This is a genomic window from Mangrovimonas sp. YM274, from assembly GCF_030908385.1.
Taxonomy (GTDB): Bacteria; Bacteroidota; Bacteroidia; order Flavobacteriales; family Flavobacteriaceae; genus Mangrovimonas_A.
This window is the reverse complement of sequence record NZ_CP133091.1, coordinates 1,381,653-1,398,553: the sequence shown is the minus strand read 5'-3', so window position 1 is coordinate 1,398,553 and position 16,901 is coordinate 1,381,653. Positions and strand designations below refer to the sequence as shown.

10 protein-coding genes are annotated in these 16,901 nt (G+C 38.0%); 6 read left to right on the top strand and 4 right to left on the bottom strand.

The features are described 5' to 3' along the window. Positions 1-61: 61 nt before the first annotated feature. Positions 62-1,213, bottom strand: a complete 1,152-nt coding sequence (locus RBH95_RS06125; RefSeq protein ID WP_307901802.1) for an iron-containing alcohol dehydrogenase — start codon at positions 1,211-1,213, stop codon at positions 62-64. Between the two features lie 65 nt (positions 1,214-1,278). Then, on the bottom strand, positions 1,279-2,154 hold the full coding sequence (locus tag RBH95_RS06120) for an AraC family transcriptional regulator (protein WP_307901801.1): 876 nt from the start codon (positions 2,152-2,154) through the stop codon (positions 1,279-1,281). Positions 2,155-2,412: 258 nt separating this feature from the next. Between RBH95_RS06120 and RBH95_RS06115 the strand changes: the two genes are divergently transcribed. The 4 genes from RBH95_RS06115 (at position 2,413) to RBH95_RS06100 (ending at position 7,947) form a co-directional block, all read left to right on the top strand. Next, positions 2,413-3,324, top strand: a complete 912-nt coding sequence (locus tag RBH95_RS06115; protein WP_307901800.1) for a mechanosensitive ion channel family protein — start codon at positions 2,413-2,415, stop codon at positions 3,322-3,324. 161 nt (positions 3,325-3,485) lie between these two features. Next, positions 3,486-4,862, top strand: coding sequence for a cytochrome ubiquinol oxidase subunit I (locus RBH95_RS06110; RefSeq protein WP_307901799.1), 1,377 nt, complete (start codon positions 3,486-3,488; stop codon positions 4,860-4,862). Between the two features lie 12 nt (positions 4,863-4,874). After that, positions 4,875-5,912 (top strand): cytochrome d ubiquinol oxidase subunit II, encoded by a 1,038-nt coding sequence (cydB, locus tag RBH95_RS06105; RefSeq protein ID WP_307901798.1) that lies wholly within the window; start codon positions 4,875-4,877, stop codon positions 5,910-5,912. Positions 5,913-6,177: 265 nt separating this feature from the next. Next, positions 6,178-7,947 (top strand): long-chain fatty acid--CoA ligase, encoded by a 1,770-nt coding sequence (locus tag RBH95_RS06100; RefSeq protein WP_307901797.1) that lies wholly within the window; start codon positions 6,178-6,180, stop codon positions 7,945-7,947. An 87-nt stretch (positions 7,948-8,034) separates the two neighbouring features. Here RBH95_RS06100 and RBH95_RS06095 read toward each other — a convergent pair whose 3' ends face one another. Then, entirely contained in the window at positions 8,035-10,452 is a 2,418-nt protein-coding gene (locus RBH95_RS06095) for a T9SS type A sorting domain-containing protein (RefSeq protein ID WP_307901796.1), read from the bottom strand. Positions 10,453-10,773: 321 nt separating this feature from the next. Further along, the gene (locus tag RBH95_RS06090) at positions 10,774-14,916 is read right to left on the bottom strand and encodes a T9SS sorting signal type C domain-containing protein (protein ID WP_307901795.1); all 4,143 of its coding nucleotides are present in this window, start codon (positions 14,914-14,916) and stop codon (positions 10,774-10,776) included. Positions 14,917-15,209: 293 nt separating this feature from the next. On the opposite strand from RBH95_RS06090, the gene RBH95_RS06085 reads away from it, so the two are divergent. Together RBH95_RS06085 and RBH95_RS06080 are read left to right on the top strand one after the other, a co-directional pair. Further along, complete coding sequence (locus RBH95_RS06085) at positions 15,210-16,256, top strand: hypothetical protein (protein WP_307901794.1); 1,047 nt, start codon at positions 15,210-15,212, stop codon at positions 16,254-16,256. Positions 16,257-16,449: 193 nt separating this feature from the next. After that, the gene (locus RBH95_RS06080; RefSeq protein ID WP_307901793.1) at positions 16,450-16,899 is read left to right on the top strand and encodes a MarR family winged helix-turn-helix transcriptional regulator; all 450 of its coding nucleotides are present in this window, start codon (positions 16,450-16,452) and stop codon (positions 16,897-16,899) included. Positions 16,900-16,901: the final 2 nt, after the last annotated feature.

Below are 16,901 nucleotides of genomic sequence, written 5' to 3'. Positions count from 1 at the left end.
AAAGAAACAAAAAAATCCAGCCCGACAGGACTGGATTTATAATACGATGTGCCAAAATAGCCTAGAAATTTACCACCTCACCATTGTAGCATGCATTGTAAATATCTTTTAACTCATCTAGAGTGGGCTTTCTTGGGTTAAAGCCTGTACATGGATCCAATAAGGCATTATTGGCTATATAATCCAAGTTTTTATCCCAATCTTCTTGAGAAATTCCAAATTCTTTAATTGAAGCTTGGTTATCAACTTCACTGCGCAATCCTTCGATAGCTTGAGCCAAATCTTCCGCAGTTTCCTTTCCAATTACCTTGGCTAGATCAGGAAAACGTTGTGATACCTTAGCATTATAACGAATTACATTTGGCAAGAAAATAGCATTTGAAGCCCCGTGAGGAATTCCATATAGTGCTCCCACTTGGTGTGATAAAGAATGTACAATTCCCAACCATGCATTGTTAAAGGCCAAACCACCCATAAAAGATGCATCGTGCATGTTTTGACGCGCTTTAATATTGGTAGGGTTTTTAACAGCTTCAGCTAAGTTATTGAACACAATTTCTAAACCTCCCTTAGCTAAGACATCGGCATAATTGTCTTCGATATTGGAAACATACGCCTCAACGCAGTGGGTAAGCGCATCCAACCCTGTATTTGAAGTAACATTGGCAGGCATGGTTGCGCAAATTTCACCATCAACAATGGCTATATCAGGAGTTAGCTCATAAGATACAATAGGGTACTTCACTCCTTTTTCACGATCGGTGATTACCGCAAGACCAGTTGTTTCAGTCCCCGTTCCACTAGTTGAAGGAATAGCGATAAATTTTGCTTTGTTCCTTAGCGTCGGTACTGAAAACGGTTTGGTCATGGCATCAAAATCTGCGTCTGGATGCTCATAAAACACCCACATCATTTTGGCTGCATCAATGGCCGAACATCCTCCTAAACCAATAATCCAATCTGGTTGGAAAGTTTTCATTACCTCAGCACCCTTCATACATGTGGCTGATGACGGATCTTCTTCTACACCTTCAAACACTTCAGTTACAATTCCAGCGTCCTTAAGAAAAGAAATAGCCCTATCTAAAGTACCACTCTTTCTCATGGAGCTTCCTCCCGTAACAATGACCGCCTTGGTTCCTGCTATATTTTTTAATTCTTCGAGACTTCCCGCACTGTGAAGCACTTCTCCTGCAATAAATAATTTACTCATCTTTTGTATTTTTTGATGAGGCAAAACTACCGGAGAACAAGCTGCATTTGATTATAAAAACAGGCCTAATACTTATAAATTTTGGAAAGCTCCTGTTTTAGTTCGCTTGGGGTTTCCTTTAATTTAGCATAAACAAACTTATTGAGTGCCGATGGCGAATCAAACCCTAATTCGTAAGCTATTTCCTTATGGTTTTTTCCTGAAAAGATTAGCAGCCTCTTAATTTCGGTAAGGATACGCTCATGAATGATATTTAAAGCTGTTTGCCCTGTTTTGTTTTTACAGATTTCATTGAGCTTTTTAGAAGTAATTTGCAGCTGGTCCTTGTAATAGCTCACTGTGCGCTTGGACTTAAAATTAGCCTCGATTAATGTTTTAAAACGAGCAAAATAATCCAATTCGTCCGGAGCTCGGAAACCTTGATAGTTTTGGTGGGCTGCCTCAATAATCTCTAGGAGCATAATTTTGATATAAAAGCGGATTTGTTCCTTTTTAATTGGTGACAAACTCTGGAACAGTTCAAAAATTTGAACCCCATAGTGGTTGATTTTTGCAAACGTTTCCTCATCAAGGGCCACATGGTTCAGCTTATGCATCAAGTCATTATTATAAGATATCAATTCATTTTTCAGCAAATCGGAACAAAACAGCACCTCATCAAACTGTATCACAATCCCCTTGGCATTGTCCCCCATTTGCAAAGCATTGATTTGGTGCGGAAAAACCACTGAGATTTGATGCTTTAAAAGATCAAAATTTCTATGTTCTATTCCTTGAGAAACTTCTCCCTCCTGTAAAAGTAAGACTTGAAAATAATCACTTCTATGCCATTTCTGTTCATCTTCCTCATGCTCCTTATCCAATGCAAATACATTAAAGGAAAGACAAGGTGATTTCTTTTGGTCAAAGTATTCTTTAAGGGTATAATTTACTATATCCATATCTGCTAAAAATTTTGAGCCGCTAAAGTTACGGATAAATGCTGGCAGGCTTAAAACAGAATTGAACTATTTCCTCCAAAAACCATTAGTACAAAGCTAAATTTTACTACGCCTCTTGGTTTAAACCCAAAAGCGCTGTATATACTTTGCTTTTAACTCAAGTGTTGTAAAACATCAATAGCACCAATCCTTGCTTTTCTGCTTTTCATAGCTTAATTTAATGAACAAATTGACAGAAAGAAAGTCTGCCTAAAAGCCATGGGACTAATAAATGACATCAAACACTGGATTGGAGAACACCCCAACATTGCTAGTTTCTTAAAGTTCTTTCTTTGGCTCACCATTATTTTTATGCTTATAGGGTGGGCTCGACGCTTCATTAAAAGAAACCTTCCTGATACTGCTGTAAAGTACAAATCGCAAAAAGGCATCGAAATTCTTGGCTACCTTTTTATTGCTATAATTACGGTCTCCTATTTTACCGGAAGTATTAAGGACTTTGGATTGACCATAGGACTTTTGACTGCTGGTGTTACCATTACCTTACAAGAACTTATCTTAAGTATTGCCGGATCCTTTTACATCTTTTTTGTGCAGGTTTACAAGCCAGGAGACCGCATTGAAATACAAGGAATAAAAGGCGACGTCATAGACATAGACAGTATTTATACCACTATGATGGAAATTGGCGAGTGGGTATCCAGCGACAACTATAGTGGGCGCATTGTAAAACTGAGCAATGCCTTTGTATTTAAAGGGCCTGTTTATAATTATTCAAGAGATTTTCCTTTTGTTTGGGATGAATTTGACCTTCCTATTAAATATGGGTCTGATGTGGCGATAGCGAAACAATTGGTAACTGAAGTGGCCCAAGACCTACTTTCGGAATATGTGGAAGCCTCTAAGACCAATTGGCAACAAGTGGTTGATAAATATTATATTGAAGATGCCCAAGTAAATCCAACCCTAGCCATTACACTAACCGACAACTGGATTCAATTTAATCTACGATATATTGTCGACTACAAGAAAAGACGGTCTACCAAACACCTCCTACAGGACAACATTGGCAAACGCATTCTCGGTACTCAAGGTAAGGTAACTTTAGCCTCAAACACCTTAGAGATTGTGGAAATTCCAACGGTTCATGTGAAAACCAAACTTAAATAATCTTAATTAAAAGGCCTCTTACAAAAAACGGCTTAGATATTCTACTGAGGCAATCTTTCTCCTATCCCAAAATTTCTTAAATTTATGTTGCATAAGCAATTAAGAGCTATTCTCTCTTTTTTGATCACTTTTGATTAATCAACACAAAACGGATCACACCTATGGATACCGAAATACTCGCCAGAATCCAGTTTGCATTTACCATTGCCTTCCATTACATCTATCCTCCCCTTAGTATCGGTTTAGGATTGTTGCTTGTAATTTTTGAAGGACTTTACATCAAAACCAAACAAGACGAATACCATATCTTGGCTAAATTTTGGACCAAAATCTTTGCACTCACCTTCGGAATAGGCGTAGTAACCGGCATAGTCATGGAATTTGAATTCGGCACCAATTGGGCGGTCTATTCCAGATATGTAGGCGATATTTTTGGGAGTGCCTTGGCTGCCGAGGGTATTTTTGCCTTTGCCTTGGAAAGTGGTTTTTTGGGCGTCCTTCTTTTTGGTTGGAACCGCGTGAAGCCTTGGGTGCATTTGGTGGCTACCATTGGCGTGTTTTTTGGTTCCATGTTTTCCGCAGTTTGGATTGTGGTAGCCAATAGCTGGCAACAAACCCCTGCAGGATATCACATTGTTGGAGAAGGTATGCTGGCCCGGGCCGAAATAACAGATTTTTGGGCCATGGTATTCAACCCTTCCAGCGTGGATCGCTTGTTACATGTATGGTTGGGAGCCTTTTTGGCTGGTTCCTTTTTAGTGCTGAGCGTCCATGCTTATTATTTAATAAGACGTCGCTATGTGCGTATTTCCCGAAAAGCCTTTAAAATTGCCTTGGTGGTGGCTACGGTATTTTCTCTTGGGCAGTTATTTACGGGGCACCATTCTGCTGAAGGCGTTGCCCAAAATCAACCAGCAAAATTGGCCGCTTTGGAAGGGCATTTTGAAGCCTCGGCTCCGGCAGATCTCTATATTTTTGGATGGGTAAACAAAGAAACTCAAAAAGTAAGCGGACTAAAAATTCCCGGAGGACTTTCCTTTTTATTGGATTACGATTTTAAAACACCGGTAACTGGACTAAACGCATTTCCCGAAGATGAGCGCCCCCCTCAAGTAAATGCTGTGTTCCAGTTCTATCATATTATGGTAGCCATTGGTATGACCCTTATTGCCTTGACCCTTTATGCCTGCTTTTTATGGTGGAAAGGCAAACTTTTTAGACGTCGCTGGTTACTTTGGGTATTTGTGTTTGCAGTATTTCTGCCTCAAATAGCCAATCAAGTAGGGTGGTTTGCTGCAGAAATGGGGAGACAACCTTGGGTGGTTTATGGCTTGCTACGCACGTCCCAAGCCTTCTCTCAATCGGTTACTGACAGTCAAATTTTATTTTCATTGATCCTTTTCTTAGTGGTATATGCATTACTCCTAGTTCTGTTTCTATACCTTCTCAACAAGAAAATTAAACATGGTCCCTACGACGAATCCGAAACCGATGACCGTCCGTTGACCAAAGACATTTCACAAGCAATAACTGGTTAAACTTCTCTCAATATGGACACATTTTTAGGCATAGATTATCCCACTTGGTGGTTTTTGGTTGTAGGAGGTTTGTTTTCTGGCTACGCCATATTGGACGGTTTTGATTTTGGAGCTGGGGCTTGGCATCTCTTCTTCAAAAAAGAATTAGACCGAAGAGTGGCTCTTAACGCAGTTGGCCCTGTTTGGGATGGCAACGAGGTTTGGTTGGTCATTGGGGGTGGCGCCCTTTTTGCTGGCTTCCCATTAATGTACGCAACCTTTTTCTCGTCGCTGTACATCCCCTTTATGCTCTTTTTAGTGTTTATCATTTTTAGAGCTATTGCTATTGAATTTAGAGGAAAAGAACACATGAAATGGTGGAAAACCCTTTGGGATACCTGTTATAGCATTTCCAGCATTATGTTGGCTTTTTTATTGGGGGTGGTTCTTGGCAATGTGCTACAAGGCATTCAAATAGGAGAAAATTATCTTTATCAAGGAGATGGCCTTTTGGAATTTTTGAATCCCTATGCCATCATGACCGGACTTACAACCTTGTCATTGTTTATGGCCCATGGCGCGATTTATCTATTATTAAAAACGGAAGGCAAAATGTTTGAACAGCTCACTAAACTCCTTAAAAAAGGAATGATATTTTTTATGGTTTGTTTTGGCATTACAACTTTATACACCCTTATTTACATACCGCATCTTTCCGATGATTTTAAAAGTAATCCCAGTTTGTTCGTGGTACCTTTAATGGTGTTTTTAAGCATTGCCAATCTACCAAGGTTAGCCTCAAAAAAACGTTATAAACTCGCCTTCTTTTTTTCGTCGTTGACCATTGCACTGTCTTTGGTTTTGGTGGCCATTGAATTATATCCTAATTTGTTGATGTCCTCCATAGACGATAAATACCATATTGATATTTACAATGCGGCATCCTCTACCAAATCCATGCAAATTATGCTCACCATTGTAGCCATTGGAACTCCTTTGGTGTTGGGATACACCTTATTTGTCTATAGAACATTTAGAGGAAAAGTGACCTTGGATGAGACCAGTTATTAGAAAACATAAAATTAGGGTTGCTATTTTCTGATTGACCATATCAAAACCGGTCTTCAAACTATATTTAAAAAAATAATTTGTATGAAAGCCTATTTACACACTAACAATAGTTGGACAATACTCAAAGATGTCGAGATTTTTATTAAGTTTGGAATGAAATGGCTCAATTATTAAGAAATTTAGAAATTTAGCCCTATAAATAATTCAATTTGAAAACCTGTATTTATTTTATATTTTGCAGGACTTCAATTTTCTTAAACAGTAAATGACAGCAATTACAAGACTTTTTGATTTTCCATACTACCAATTGGAACAATACAACCTTGAAGATGCCCTGATTACCAAATACGATGGTAAATGGGAAGCAACCTCAACCAAGGATTATATAGATAAGGCTAATGCCATTAGTAGAGCATTACTTAAATTAGGCGTTCAAAAAAACGACAAGATTGCCGTTATTTCATCTACCAATAGAACGGAATGGAATATTATGGATATTGGTGTGCTTCAGGTAGGCGCACAAAATATCCCTATCTACCCTACCATTTCTCCCGAAGATTATGAATATGTACTTAATCATAGTGAAGCTATTTATTGTTTCGTATCGGATGAAGAAGTTTTGGACAAGGTCAATACCATAAAACACAATACCAAAGTAAAAAAAGTCTACTCCTTTAACCGCATTAAAGGATGCAGACATTACTCTGAGTTACTAAAACTAGGGGAAGACGAAAGCAACCAACAAGAAGTTGAAGACCGTAAAAAGGAGGTTTTGCCTGAAGATTTGGCGACCATTATTTACACCTCTGGAACAACAGGGAAACCCAAAGGAGTAATGTTAACCCACAAAAATATTGTAAGCAATGCATTGGATAGTGTTCCTAGACTTCCTATTTCTGGAGCAGGCACTAGAGTTCTAAGCTTTTTACCTATCTGTCATATTTTTGAACGTTTATTGATATACGTTTACCAATACATGGGTGCTTCGATTTATTTTGCTGAAGGTTTAGATAAGATTGGGGATAATGCCAAAGAGATAAAACCTCATTTAATGAGTGTGGTCCCTCGCTTATTGGAAAAAGTTTATGACAAAATAGTTCACAAAGCCGAAGAATTATCACCTTTAAAACAAAAGATATTTTTCTGGGCTGTATACATAGGCGAACAATGGCAACCCTATAATAAAAATGGAGGTTGGTATCATTTCAAATTAAACATTGCTCGAAAATTAGTTTTCAGTAAATGGCAAGAAGCACTGGGTGGTGAGTTAAACACTATGGTTTCTGGAAGTGCTGCACTGCAACCAAGACTTATCCGCTTATTTTGTGCTGCAGGCATGAAAGTGATGGAAGGTTATGGCCTAACAGAAACCTCTCCTGTGGTTGCTGTAGGCAAATATGCAGACAACATGTTTAAAGTGGGAACCGTTGGTATACCTATACAAAATGTGGAGGTTAAAATTGCCGAGGATGGTGAAATCCTTATTAAGGGCCCTAATGTTATGAAAGGATATTATAAGGACCCTGAAAAAACAGCATCGGTCATGACTGGCGATTACTTTCATACTGGTGATAAAGGAGAAATTGATGACGAAGGCTTCTTAAAAATTACTGGGAGGAAAAAAGAAATGTTTAAAACCTCTGGTGGAAAGTACGTTATTCCTACCCTATTAGAAAATGAGTTAAAACAATCCCGCTTTATTGAGCAGGTGATGGTCATTGGTGAAGGCCAAAAAATGCCAGCCGCTTTTATTCAACCTAATTTTGAATTCATCAAAGAATGGATTAAATATAAAGGTAAAAAAATAGACCCCACCAACGAAGCCATTTATACTTCTAAAGAAGTGATTGATAGAATTCAACAAGAAGTAGATAAATGTAATGCCAAATTTGGAAAATGGGAACAAATTAAACGTTTCGAACTTACTCCAGACGAATGGTCTATTAAAGGTGGGCATCTAACCCCTACCATGAAAATGAGACGAAACATCATCCAAGATATCTATAAGGATCTATACCAAAAAATTTATGGTTAAAACTAACTATCAATAACAAACAACAAAAAAGGCGTTTCACAAATTATGAAACGCCTTTTTTAATACTCTCTTCTGATTAAATCTTGGTTATTTAACGATTAATTTTTTAGTGAAGGTTTTTCCATCATTAGTTATTGTAACAAAATACATTCCGGAAGGAATCTTATCTAGAGCTATCTCTAATTTGGGAGATGCTAAACGTTCTATGGTTTCTTCAAAAGTAACTTTACCCCTAACATCATTTACTTTTACATTCATAGATTGCCCCACATAATTAGCCAAATTTAAAGTCACCTGGCCGTTACTTGTTGGATTAGGGAACAGTGTCCAATCTTCCATAGATTCCGTTTCATCAACTAAAGGAGCCACCATTCTCGATACGTTTTCCTGATCGTTTGGACAGCCCCAAGACACTAAGTATTCCCATTGAGATCGAGATCCACTTCCACAAGACACGCTGACATCTGAAGAAATATCGAAAATGATTGTATCCCCCGTACTTTCAACACTTACGTCCGAAAGGTTTGAAGTATAAGGATTGTTGCTATTGAACAGAACCGTAGTACCATCGGAATCCAAAATCCTGAGTTCATCATAGTTGGTTTCAATACTTCCTGCCATAAACGCTACATGCACTGGTGAACCATCAGTACTTGTATAAGAGAACTGGTTGTTCTCATTATTTCCATAACAATACGTTTCTACAGATTCATAGCCACAAGGAATGACACAATTAATATTATAATTTAATGACACATAACCTCGAGTACTACAACTTGTACTGGAGTCTGATTGAATCATTACAGAAATTGTATCACCCGTACTTTCAAAAGTCAACCCTGCCAAAGCCCCATAATTTCCATAACCATTATACAATTGGGTAACACCATCGGAATCCAAAACAATAAATTCATCCCAATTATTTTCTACATACCCGGCGTTCACAACAATTTCCAAAGGAAGTCCTTCTGAACTAGTATAAGTAAACACTGTGGTATCGTTGTCGGAATAACAGTATTCATTATTTACAGAAGTCCCACAGGATACCATAACAGGTGAAGTATCTAAACAGGATACGTTAAGATTGTATGCCCCTTCAGAATTATCGCCTGTTACATAAATGTAATATAGGGTGCCTACTTCGGCATCAAAATTTATTTTAGAGTTCAAGCCTGCTCCAGAATCATTGTCGGCATCCACACACTCTAAGGCATCACAACTACCTTTAAATAATCCTAGACGTGTATCATATCCAGAACCATCGGTATCTATCGTTACTTTCATGTTGGGATCATTAGTTTGAAAAGTATACCAAACTCCTCCAGATTGCCCTAAATTGTTATAATCACAATACATACCTTCATTAATGGGAGCTCCCACAGTGCTTCCCATCACAGTTTCTGCACACCCTATCGGTATCGCTCTATAGCATGGGTTTTCCATGGTTGAAAAACTATATTCCATACAACCGCTAGCACTACCATTAACATTATAAGGCGTAACCGCAACATAATAGGTCGTGTTATAATCAAAACTACCGCCATCATAATTTAAGGCATTCCCTACATCATAGCTATCTAAAACATCGTTGCCCCCAGAAGTTGTTCCAATAGATATATAATAGCCACCAACTATTCCTGAGGCTGCCGTCCAAGAAATTTCTTGATTTATGGAAGCCTCAACTGTTCCATTTTCAGGTGATACAACAGTAATATCGCAAGCCGGAGGTGTATCGCAGGTGATACTGTCACACGCCCCAAGTGAATCACCATGGGCCAAATGATTCTCTACAGCATTGGAAGAGACACACAACGTAGAATAATTTCCTTCCTCATCTATATGGCAAATAAGCACTTTACCATTGTTCGCATTATTACTACAAGCGACATCCACCACCAAAACCGTGGCAGTTTCATTTATGACTTCATACGCATCAGATACCGCTACGAAATATGCTGTTTCTTCCGAAGGACAAACCGTAATGGTTTGTGTAGTCTCTCCCGTGCTCCATAGTACATTATAGCTACCTGTACCTCCTTCTACATTTACGGAAAGCTCCACACATTCTTGAGGATCATAGCCGTTATAGACTGTGTAACAAGACTCCCCAATACTGGCATTTAGTGGCACATAGCATAAAGAGTTCTCAATATTTATTTGATGTGCTGAATCACCTGAGCCCAGCAAAGTATTATTGTTATCATAAATCTCATAGGATACTTCTCCGGGCCAATATCCTCCACCATTCCAGATCGTAGTAATATTGGAACCATCAGTTACAGAAAAATACGCGGCATAGGAATATCCGCCTCCTTGATTACCGTAAAGTTGAATATTATCTAAAACTACAGCACCATCAACTAAAACATCTATGGTGTTACCATTCCACCCATCACCATAGGAATCCATCATTACTAGTTTAAAATCACATTGATTTTGGGCATAAATTGAATAAGAAACTGTCGAGCAAAGTATCGCTAGACATAGCAAAGTAAATCTTTTCATAAAAAAATGTTAGTGTTAATAAATTAGACCTTTTACTGATCTCTGTTAAAAAGGGTTTTGTTGTAAGTTGAAAGCGCGATAATTATTTTTGAAACTCCTTTATTAGTGGATCCAGAATTTTGCCAAGCTAGTAAATCGCGTGTCTCAACCACAAGAGTAAAAATAGCTTTGAGGAGCTGTAAAAGGCTAAAAAAACACTACTGCAAAACTACTAAAACTGCATGCTGCTAGGGGAATTCAGAGGATCCATTCAGGCTTTTAAAAATTTCAACCGATGACTTGCATATTTTTCAGATATCGGGACATAATGAAAAATGAACATCATTTAAGTATGACTTTCTGTGTTTTTTCAATACCATTGGCCAAAACAGCTTTTACAAAATAAACTCCAGAGGTTTTGTTAGTCTTATTTAAGGTTAGCTGCTGCTTATTTATGTCCGTCCTAGTTATGATCACTCTCCCTAGTATATCATAAACCGTCACACTGGAAACAACATCCTTCCCTGAACTGATTTTAATATATTCTCCTTCCGGCGCAGAAATCATGATAGTTCCCAAATTGAATTCAGCGTTGGTTAAGGTGTTCCCGGTAAATCTTAAAATGAACCTATCATTGACCAACCCCAAATTACCCGAAAAGCTATATGGTGACTGTTTTAAATCGTGAATGGTATTTAAATAGGTATCCTCTAAATAGATGCCTTTTCCCTCATCCACAAACAAACCATCCAGAGAATTAATGGCTATGCTAAAAATATCGTCCGCTGGTAAATACATGCCAAGAGGAATGGTATCGTCCTGATTAAAAGGAAGTGAACGTCCTTGAATGGACAGATTATCATCGCTATTGATGGTATAGAAACTTAAATCGGTAGAGGTTACTTCAAAGCCATCGTACAAACGGTCAAAATTATTGGTAGCTCCTTGTATATATCCCAATAGTAGCGTATTTGCAATATTGTTTGAATTGGACAGATTTAACCAAATTCTGTGGCGTTCAATCAACATAGTTTCATCTGCACTGTCCGTATCTTGAGTATTGGAATTTGTATTGTTTTGCCTAAAAAAAGTACTGTTATTATATTCTGAAGAATATGTTCTCATACTATTATTAAACGTAACTGTGGAATTTAAAACCGTAGTGCTATGGTTCATCAAAACGAAAAAACCTTGACCTGAGGCAATATGTAAATCATCATATCCGGGAGGGTTAGACCCTGAACTATTATATTCTATATAATTGTCCGCCGAGTAGTTATAAACATAATCTTCATAAAAAGGATCTCCTACGTCTGCACTAGGTAAAGCCTCATGCTGCCATAGGTACACTGTTCCATTGATATCGGTGTTATAGGCCACAAAGGCATCGGAAGAAATTGCGGAAGGATAGGGATTTCCTATTAAATTCCAATTGTCGTCGTCATTGTATGCCAAGGTTCCCAAAGAACTATTTCCTTGATACCCGGGATCTCCAACCTCATTATATCCACCTTGTTGAATGGGCATTTCAATAACTCCGTTATTTGCTTCACCCGAAAACAATACTGTATGAGGCGTTACAGTAATTTCTGTAGCAGGGGTTAAATTATTTGGAACCGTTTCTGATGTCCCAGAAAGCCCTCTAATAGCGTACCCTTTCCCCTTTGTCATGATGCCTGAGGCATTTTCCCAATACCCATGATTACCCACTCCATAACCTGACACTGTAGGGTTCCATTCAAAAATCAAGCCTGAACCGGTTCCAGGAGAAACATCCCCTACATTAAAGTCATTTACAGGACTAGACCAATACACATATTCCAAACCATTAACGCTCGAAAAGTTGGAATTTGGTGCTCGTTGCACATATATGTTTCCGGTGTTAAGATTGTTGTCATCAATTTGCATTAGGCTTGCATTGTTTTTTATATTGAAAACGGCGCTTCCTTGAACATCAATCCATTTATCAATTATCAACTCCGAACTATCAAGCTCTAAATAGGCATTATCTTTTAACGTTAAACTTAAACCATACCCTGGCTGAGGTGCAATGGTATTCTCTGCATACACTAAAATTGGATCGTTTGGAGTAGTGATATTGTCTGGAATAACGATACAGTCTTCCAAAGTTGGCACTTCGCTTGGGGACCAATTTTCCGCGACGTTCCAATCTGTATTGACAGATCCGTTCCACACAGTACAGCAACTTACCTCAGCTTCCCAACCACTGAGCGTTGTTGTACCATCGGAAGTAAACACAAATGTAAGACACCCATTTGCATTTGTTGCTGTGATGGACTGCCCCACGAGGTTGGCAGTTCCATCTGTAGGTGACTGATAACAGAACCCATCCGTTCCTGGTCCCAAGCCCAAGCTTGCTGGGGTTATTTGAGGAAACGTGTCATCAGGTCCATCATAAACTCTCAAATTATCGAAACAATAATTAGCTCCCGCCCCCTCTACTTGAAAACTAGTAAAAGTAACCGTTACATCAGAGCCTTCAGTTTCTGGACAAATTGTAATACTTCGACTTTCATTATTTGAATAATTTGCAGAAATTCCTCCTGAATCGTAAAAACTATCACCGCATTGAGGAGGACAACTTATTTGAAAGGTGACATTATTACTTGACGTCGTTTCAGTATCCAATAATATATAATAGGTTACGCCCCCAGTAAGCGTGAATGTAGAGCTCCCTTGATCATTTCCTTCCAAATGCGCTATACAGTTCCAGTTGTTAGCATTACATCCGTCATTGGCTTCCTTATACAAATAGTTAATATGAGCATCACTCCCCGACCCAGAGGTTGAAATTTGTGATATACTGTATTCTGCCGTAACGGAAGGGGTAAAAGTGTACAAAGCTTCTTGCCCCTCAAGATCCCAAGATCCGCAGGGGTTATTATCAAAAAAACCAGTCCCCCCAGTTATAAAGGCAGTCTCATTTGTACTACATGATAACTCAGGAAGGGTTGAGGGATTTGAGCAGGGAGATACCAATGGAATGGTACAAATCTCAAAACTCGCATTATAATTACCAACGCTAGAAGTCATAACTTGAACATAATATGTAGCCCCAGGGATTAACCCTGTAGCTGTACTATTGTTAGGAAATGAACACAAAGGCATACTGGCAGGACTTCCGCAACTACCTTCGTATACAGCATGGAATAAATTGGTTGTATTTCCGGAGACATTTTCAATGTTAATAGAGTGAGATGTCTCTTGAGCCACAAAACTAAACCAGATATCATCGTCATCTCCAGACGTATTGCAGTTTGCACTGCTGATGTTGGAATCTGTTGCAAAAAGAGTGTTTCCATAAGCACTCATACAGTCACCAGAAACATCCAATGCAATGGCGTTACAGGGGTCGTCGTTTGATGGCGGAGCTCCAACACAAATATCAAAATCGACAATAGTTGGCTGTTGACTTAAAGTACTTGAATCTGCCCAGGAATACACTTGTATAAAATATGTTTGCCCAACAGAAAGCCCTGTAACCATACTGTCATTGGGATTGGAGCAACTACCAGAAACCATATTTAAGGAACCACATGCATTACTATAAACGGCATGAACTAAATCAGTATAGGTACCTGTAACATCCAAAAGGCTAATGGTATGTGTTGTTGAGGTGGCAACAAAACTAAACCATACGTCATCATTGGGCACGCCGGTAGTACAATCGCCAATCCCCGAAGCTGTGGCAAATGTTAATTGCCCCTGTGTGGCAAGGGAACAGGAATTATCTGTATTTACGATTAAGGAAATAGGGCTATCACAGTTATCATTTGCTGGCGGTATGGGAGCTGTTGAAGTTAATGAGATATTGTCAATTCCCGCTGGTGGATTGGTTCCAATTGAACTATCGTTTCGCCATTCAAAAACCAATCTAAAGGTAGTACCTGCATAAGTAGATGGAAGTGTTACGGATTCATTATTCCATGTAGATTGCCCTCCATAATTATTTTGACCAATACTAGTCCCTCCACTATTCGTAGTGGATATTTGCGTGCCACTATTTGGGATGTAGGATACAGGAACCAACCAAACTCTCATATAATCAAAACCTGACTCTCCCCTACTGATCCAATCAAAATTCAACTGAATAAAGGTTTCTCCCGCAGGTATGGATATATCTCTATAAATATGGGAAACACTTGAACTATTATTGGCATATACATTTGGAGGAATCGCTAACGAGGGACTATTGGAAATATAGGCCGCATTGGTTCCACTGAAGCCCGATGTTGCCCCTGTACTACAAACCCATTGGTTGGTTTGAGAACTATTGTTGGACCAACCATTTGTTGCAAATGTATCACCTGTTTCAAAACCACCATCGCCTAAAGGATCTATCAGCGTAGTTTGACCAATAATTACATTTGAGAAAAGAGTTGATAATAAAAAAAATAGTAATGTATAATAACCATGTTTGCAGTTTACTAAATCTAAATGGTTCAAAAGGGAATTGTGTTTCACTGTATTTAATTTTTGCTATTTATTTTTTCAGCTAGTAATCAACATGCTATGAAGTTTACTGAGCTCTTAATTTATTTTCTTGACTTACATCAGAAAAAAACACGATATTCAACCAATAAAAAGTACCTCAAAATGAGTTTGGAAAGCCAGTCGTATTTTTCAGTTTTGATTAAAAAAAGTATTTGTAGACCTTCAAAAAGAAGCATGAAACCTACAATCAAAAATCATGAAGTAAATGTAATTTTTTAAGGACTCGAAGGTATCTGTAACACTACTACAAAACTACTATAATCATGTTTTTAAGTCATTTGACGTTTTTCCTGAGTGCCATTGGTTTTATTCTCTTTATTGTAAGAAGCAATAAGCAAGAGCCGTTTGAATTATTCTTGACGTTCTTTTCGTTTCTATTTTTTTCTTCTTTGGGAGTGTGGTTGTATTTAGAATATTACTACACCGACCAATCTTTAATGGTTTTAGATTTTTATGGGGTCATAAATGAAAATTTCGCCTTATTGGCTCCCGTATTTTGTGCCGCACTTTTTGGAAAATCGGTTCCTAAATCTAAAATCTTTAAGTATTTCGGACTTCTCATGCTTATTGGGGTTGGATTTGCTATCATACACCTCCTCATTGCCCAAGATGACACAGAGCATTTAATTTTCTACCCTACCAACAAGAATATGCATATTAACGCCATAGTGCAGTTAATCTACAATATATCACTGCTGTCTCTTTTCATTTATTATTTAAGAAAAATCAATGTGAATAAAGGGCCCGAGCTCTTTGATGGTGTGTATAAAAAGGTGTTCAGTATTCTTTTTATTGTCTATTACATTTTAGACAACCTCTTTTTCATATCAATTTTGGTGTATTTCAACGACATCAAGGTCTTTAAGCAAATGTATTACGTAACCTTGGTTTCAAATTTAATAATGACCCTTTTAATTATAACCTTGGCCATTTATACCAATTGGTTGTTTTTAATTACTCGATTTAAGCGTAATTGGCAAAAAGATTATAGCCAACAAGACGAAACCAAAATTATTGACAACAAACCGTTCGTTCTTTCCAATCAAGGAGAAAGGATTATGAATTGGAACGACTTCAAGCAAACTCATATTAATGACTATGAAAGTGTTATTTCCAATATAGAATCATTGGAGTTTTTAACGAAAACAGAAAAGCTTTATGCTGCCCTGCAACCTTTTAACTTAGCCCATAAAGAACTGGCCGACCTATTAAGTGTTTCTCTAAGAACCATTGAAACCAACTTTTACAGATTGCGAGTGAAACTTCGGAAACATGGTTGTACAGAAGATTACCCCTACCAACAAAATTGAAAACACTGATTTCATAAATACATGGAAATAGTGCTCATCAAACCTAGATATCCAAAAATTCACTGAAAGAACTTTAATCAATTTCCTACAAATATGAACACCTTTTTACAAGGTGTTTTTTTATGTTAATTTTTCCATTTATTATGCATGCATAATAAATAATTATTATATTTGAGAGAACTAAACACTATTCATGAAAGACAAAACCATAGACTACGTCCTGAGAACCACTTGGTTGGCAGTTAACAAAATGTATAATGATGAAGCTGCAAAATTTGAGACAACTATGGCCACAGGTTTTACCTTATTAAGCATAGACCCTGAAAAAGGAACACCATCTACCTCATTGGGCCCAAAAATGGGTATGGAGGCCACAAGTTTATCTCGAATTTTAAAAACCATGGAAACCCGTGGACTCATTGAACGTAAACCCAACCCTAACGACGGCCGTGGGGTATTAATCCATCTCACTCCTTTTGGAAAGGAAAAGAGGGAATTGTCCAAAGACCGTGTACTAACATTTAACGATACGGTCAAACGACATATTTCTGCAGAAAAAATGGCACATTTCTACGAAGTTGCCGAAACTATCAACGACTTGATAGCCAACAAAAAAATATTTAACCAAAACGAAAGATCATAAAT

Excerpts from the sequence above, each read along its gene's own strand:
- RBH95_RS06125 (WP_307901802.1), bottom strand. The coding sequence starts at position 1,213 with ATGAGTAAATTATTTATTGCAGGAGAAGTGCTTCACAGTGCGGGAAGT.
- RBH95_RS06120 (WP_307901801.1), bottom strand. The coding sequence starts at position 2,154 with ATGGATATAGTAAATTATACCCTTAAAGAATACTTTGACCAAAAGAAA.
- cydB (WP_307901798.1), top strand. The coding sequence starts at position 4,875 with ATGGACACATTTTTAGGCATAGATTATCCCACTTGGTGGTTTTTGGTT.
- RBH95_RS06115 (WP_307901800.1), top strand. The coding sequence starts at position 2,413 with ATGGGACTAATAAATGACATCAAACACTGGATTGGAGAACACCCCAAC.
- RBH95_RS06080 (WP_307901793.1), top strand. The coding sequence starts at position 16,450 with ATGAAAGACAAAACCATAGACTACGTCCTGAGAACCACTTGGTTGGCA.
- RBH95_RS06100 (WP_307901797.1), top strand. The coding sequence starts at position 6,178 with ATGACAGCAATTACAAGACTTTTTGATTTTCCATACTACCAATTGGAA.
- RBH95_RS06095 (WP_307901796.1), bottom strand. The coding sequence starts at position 10,452 with ATGAAAAGATTTACTTTGCTATGTCTAGCGATACTTTGCTCGACAGTT.
- RBH95_RS06110 (WP_307901799.1), top strand. The coding sequence starts at position 3,486 with ATGGATACCGAAATACTCGCCAGAATCCAGTTTGCATTTACCATTGCC.
- RBH95_RS06085 (WP_307901794.1), top strand. The coding sequence starts at position 15,210 with ATGTTTTTAAGTCATTTGACGTTTTTCCTGAGTGCCATTGGTTTTATT.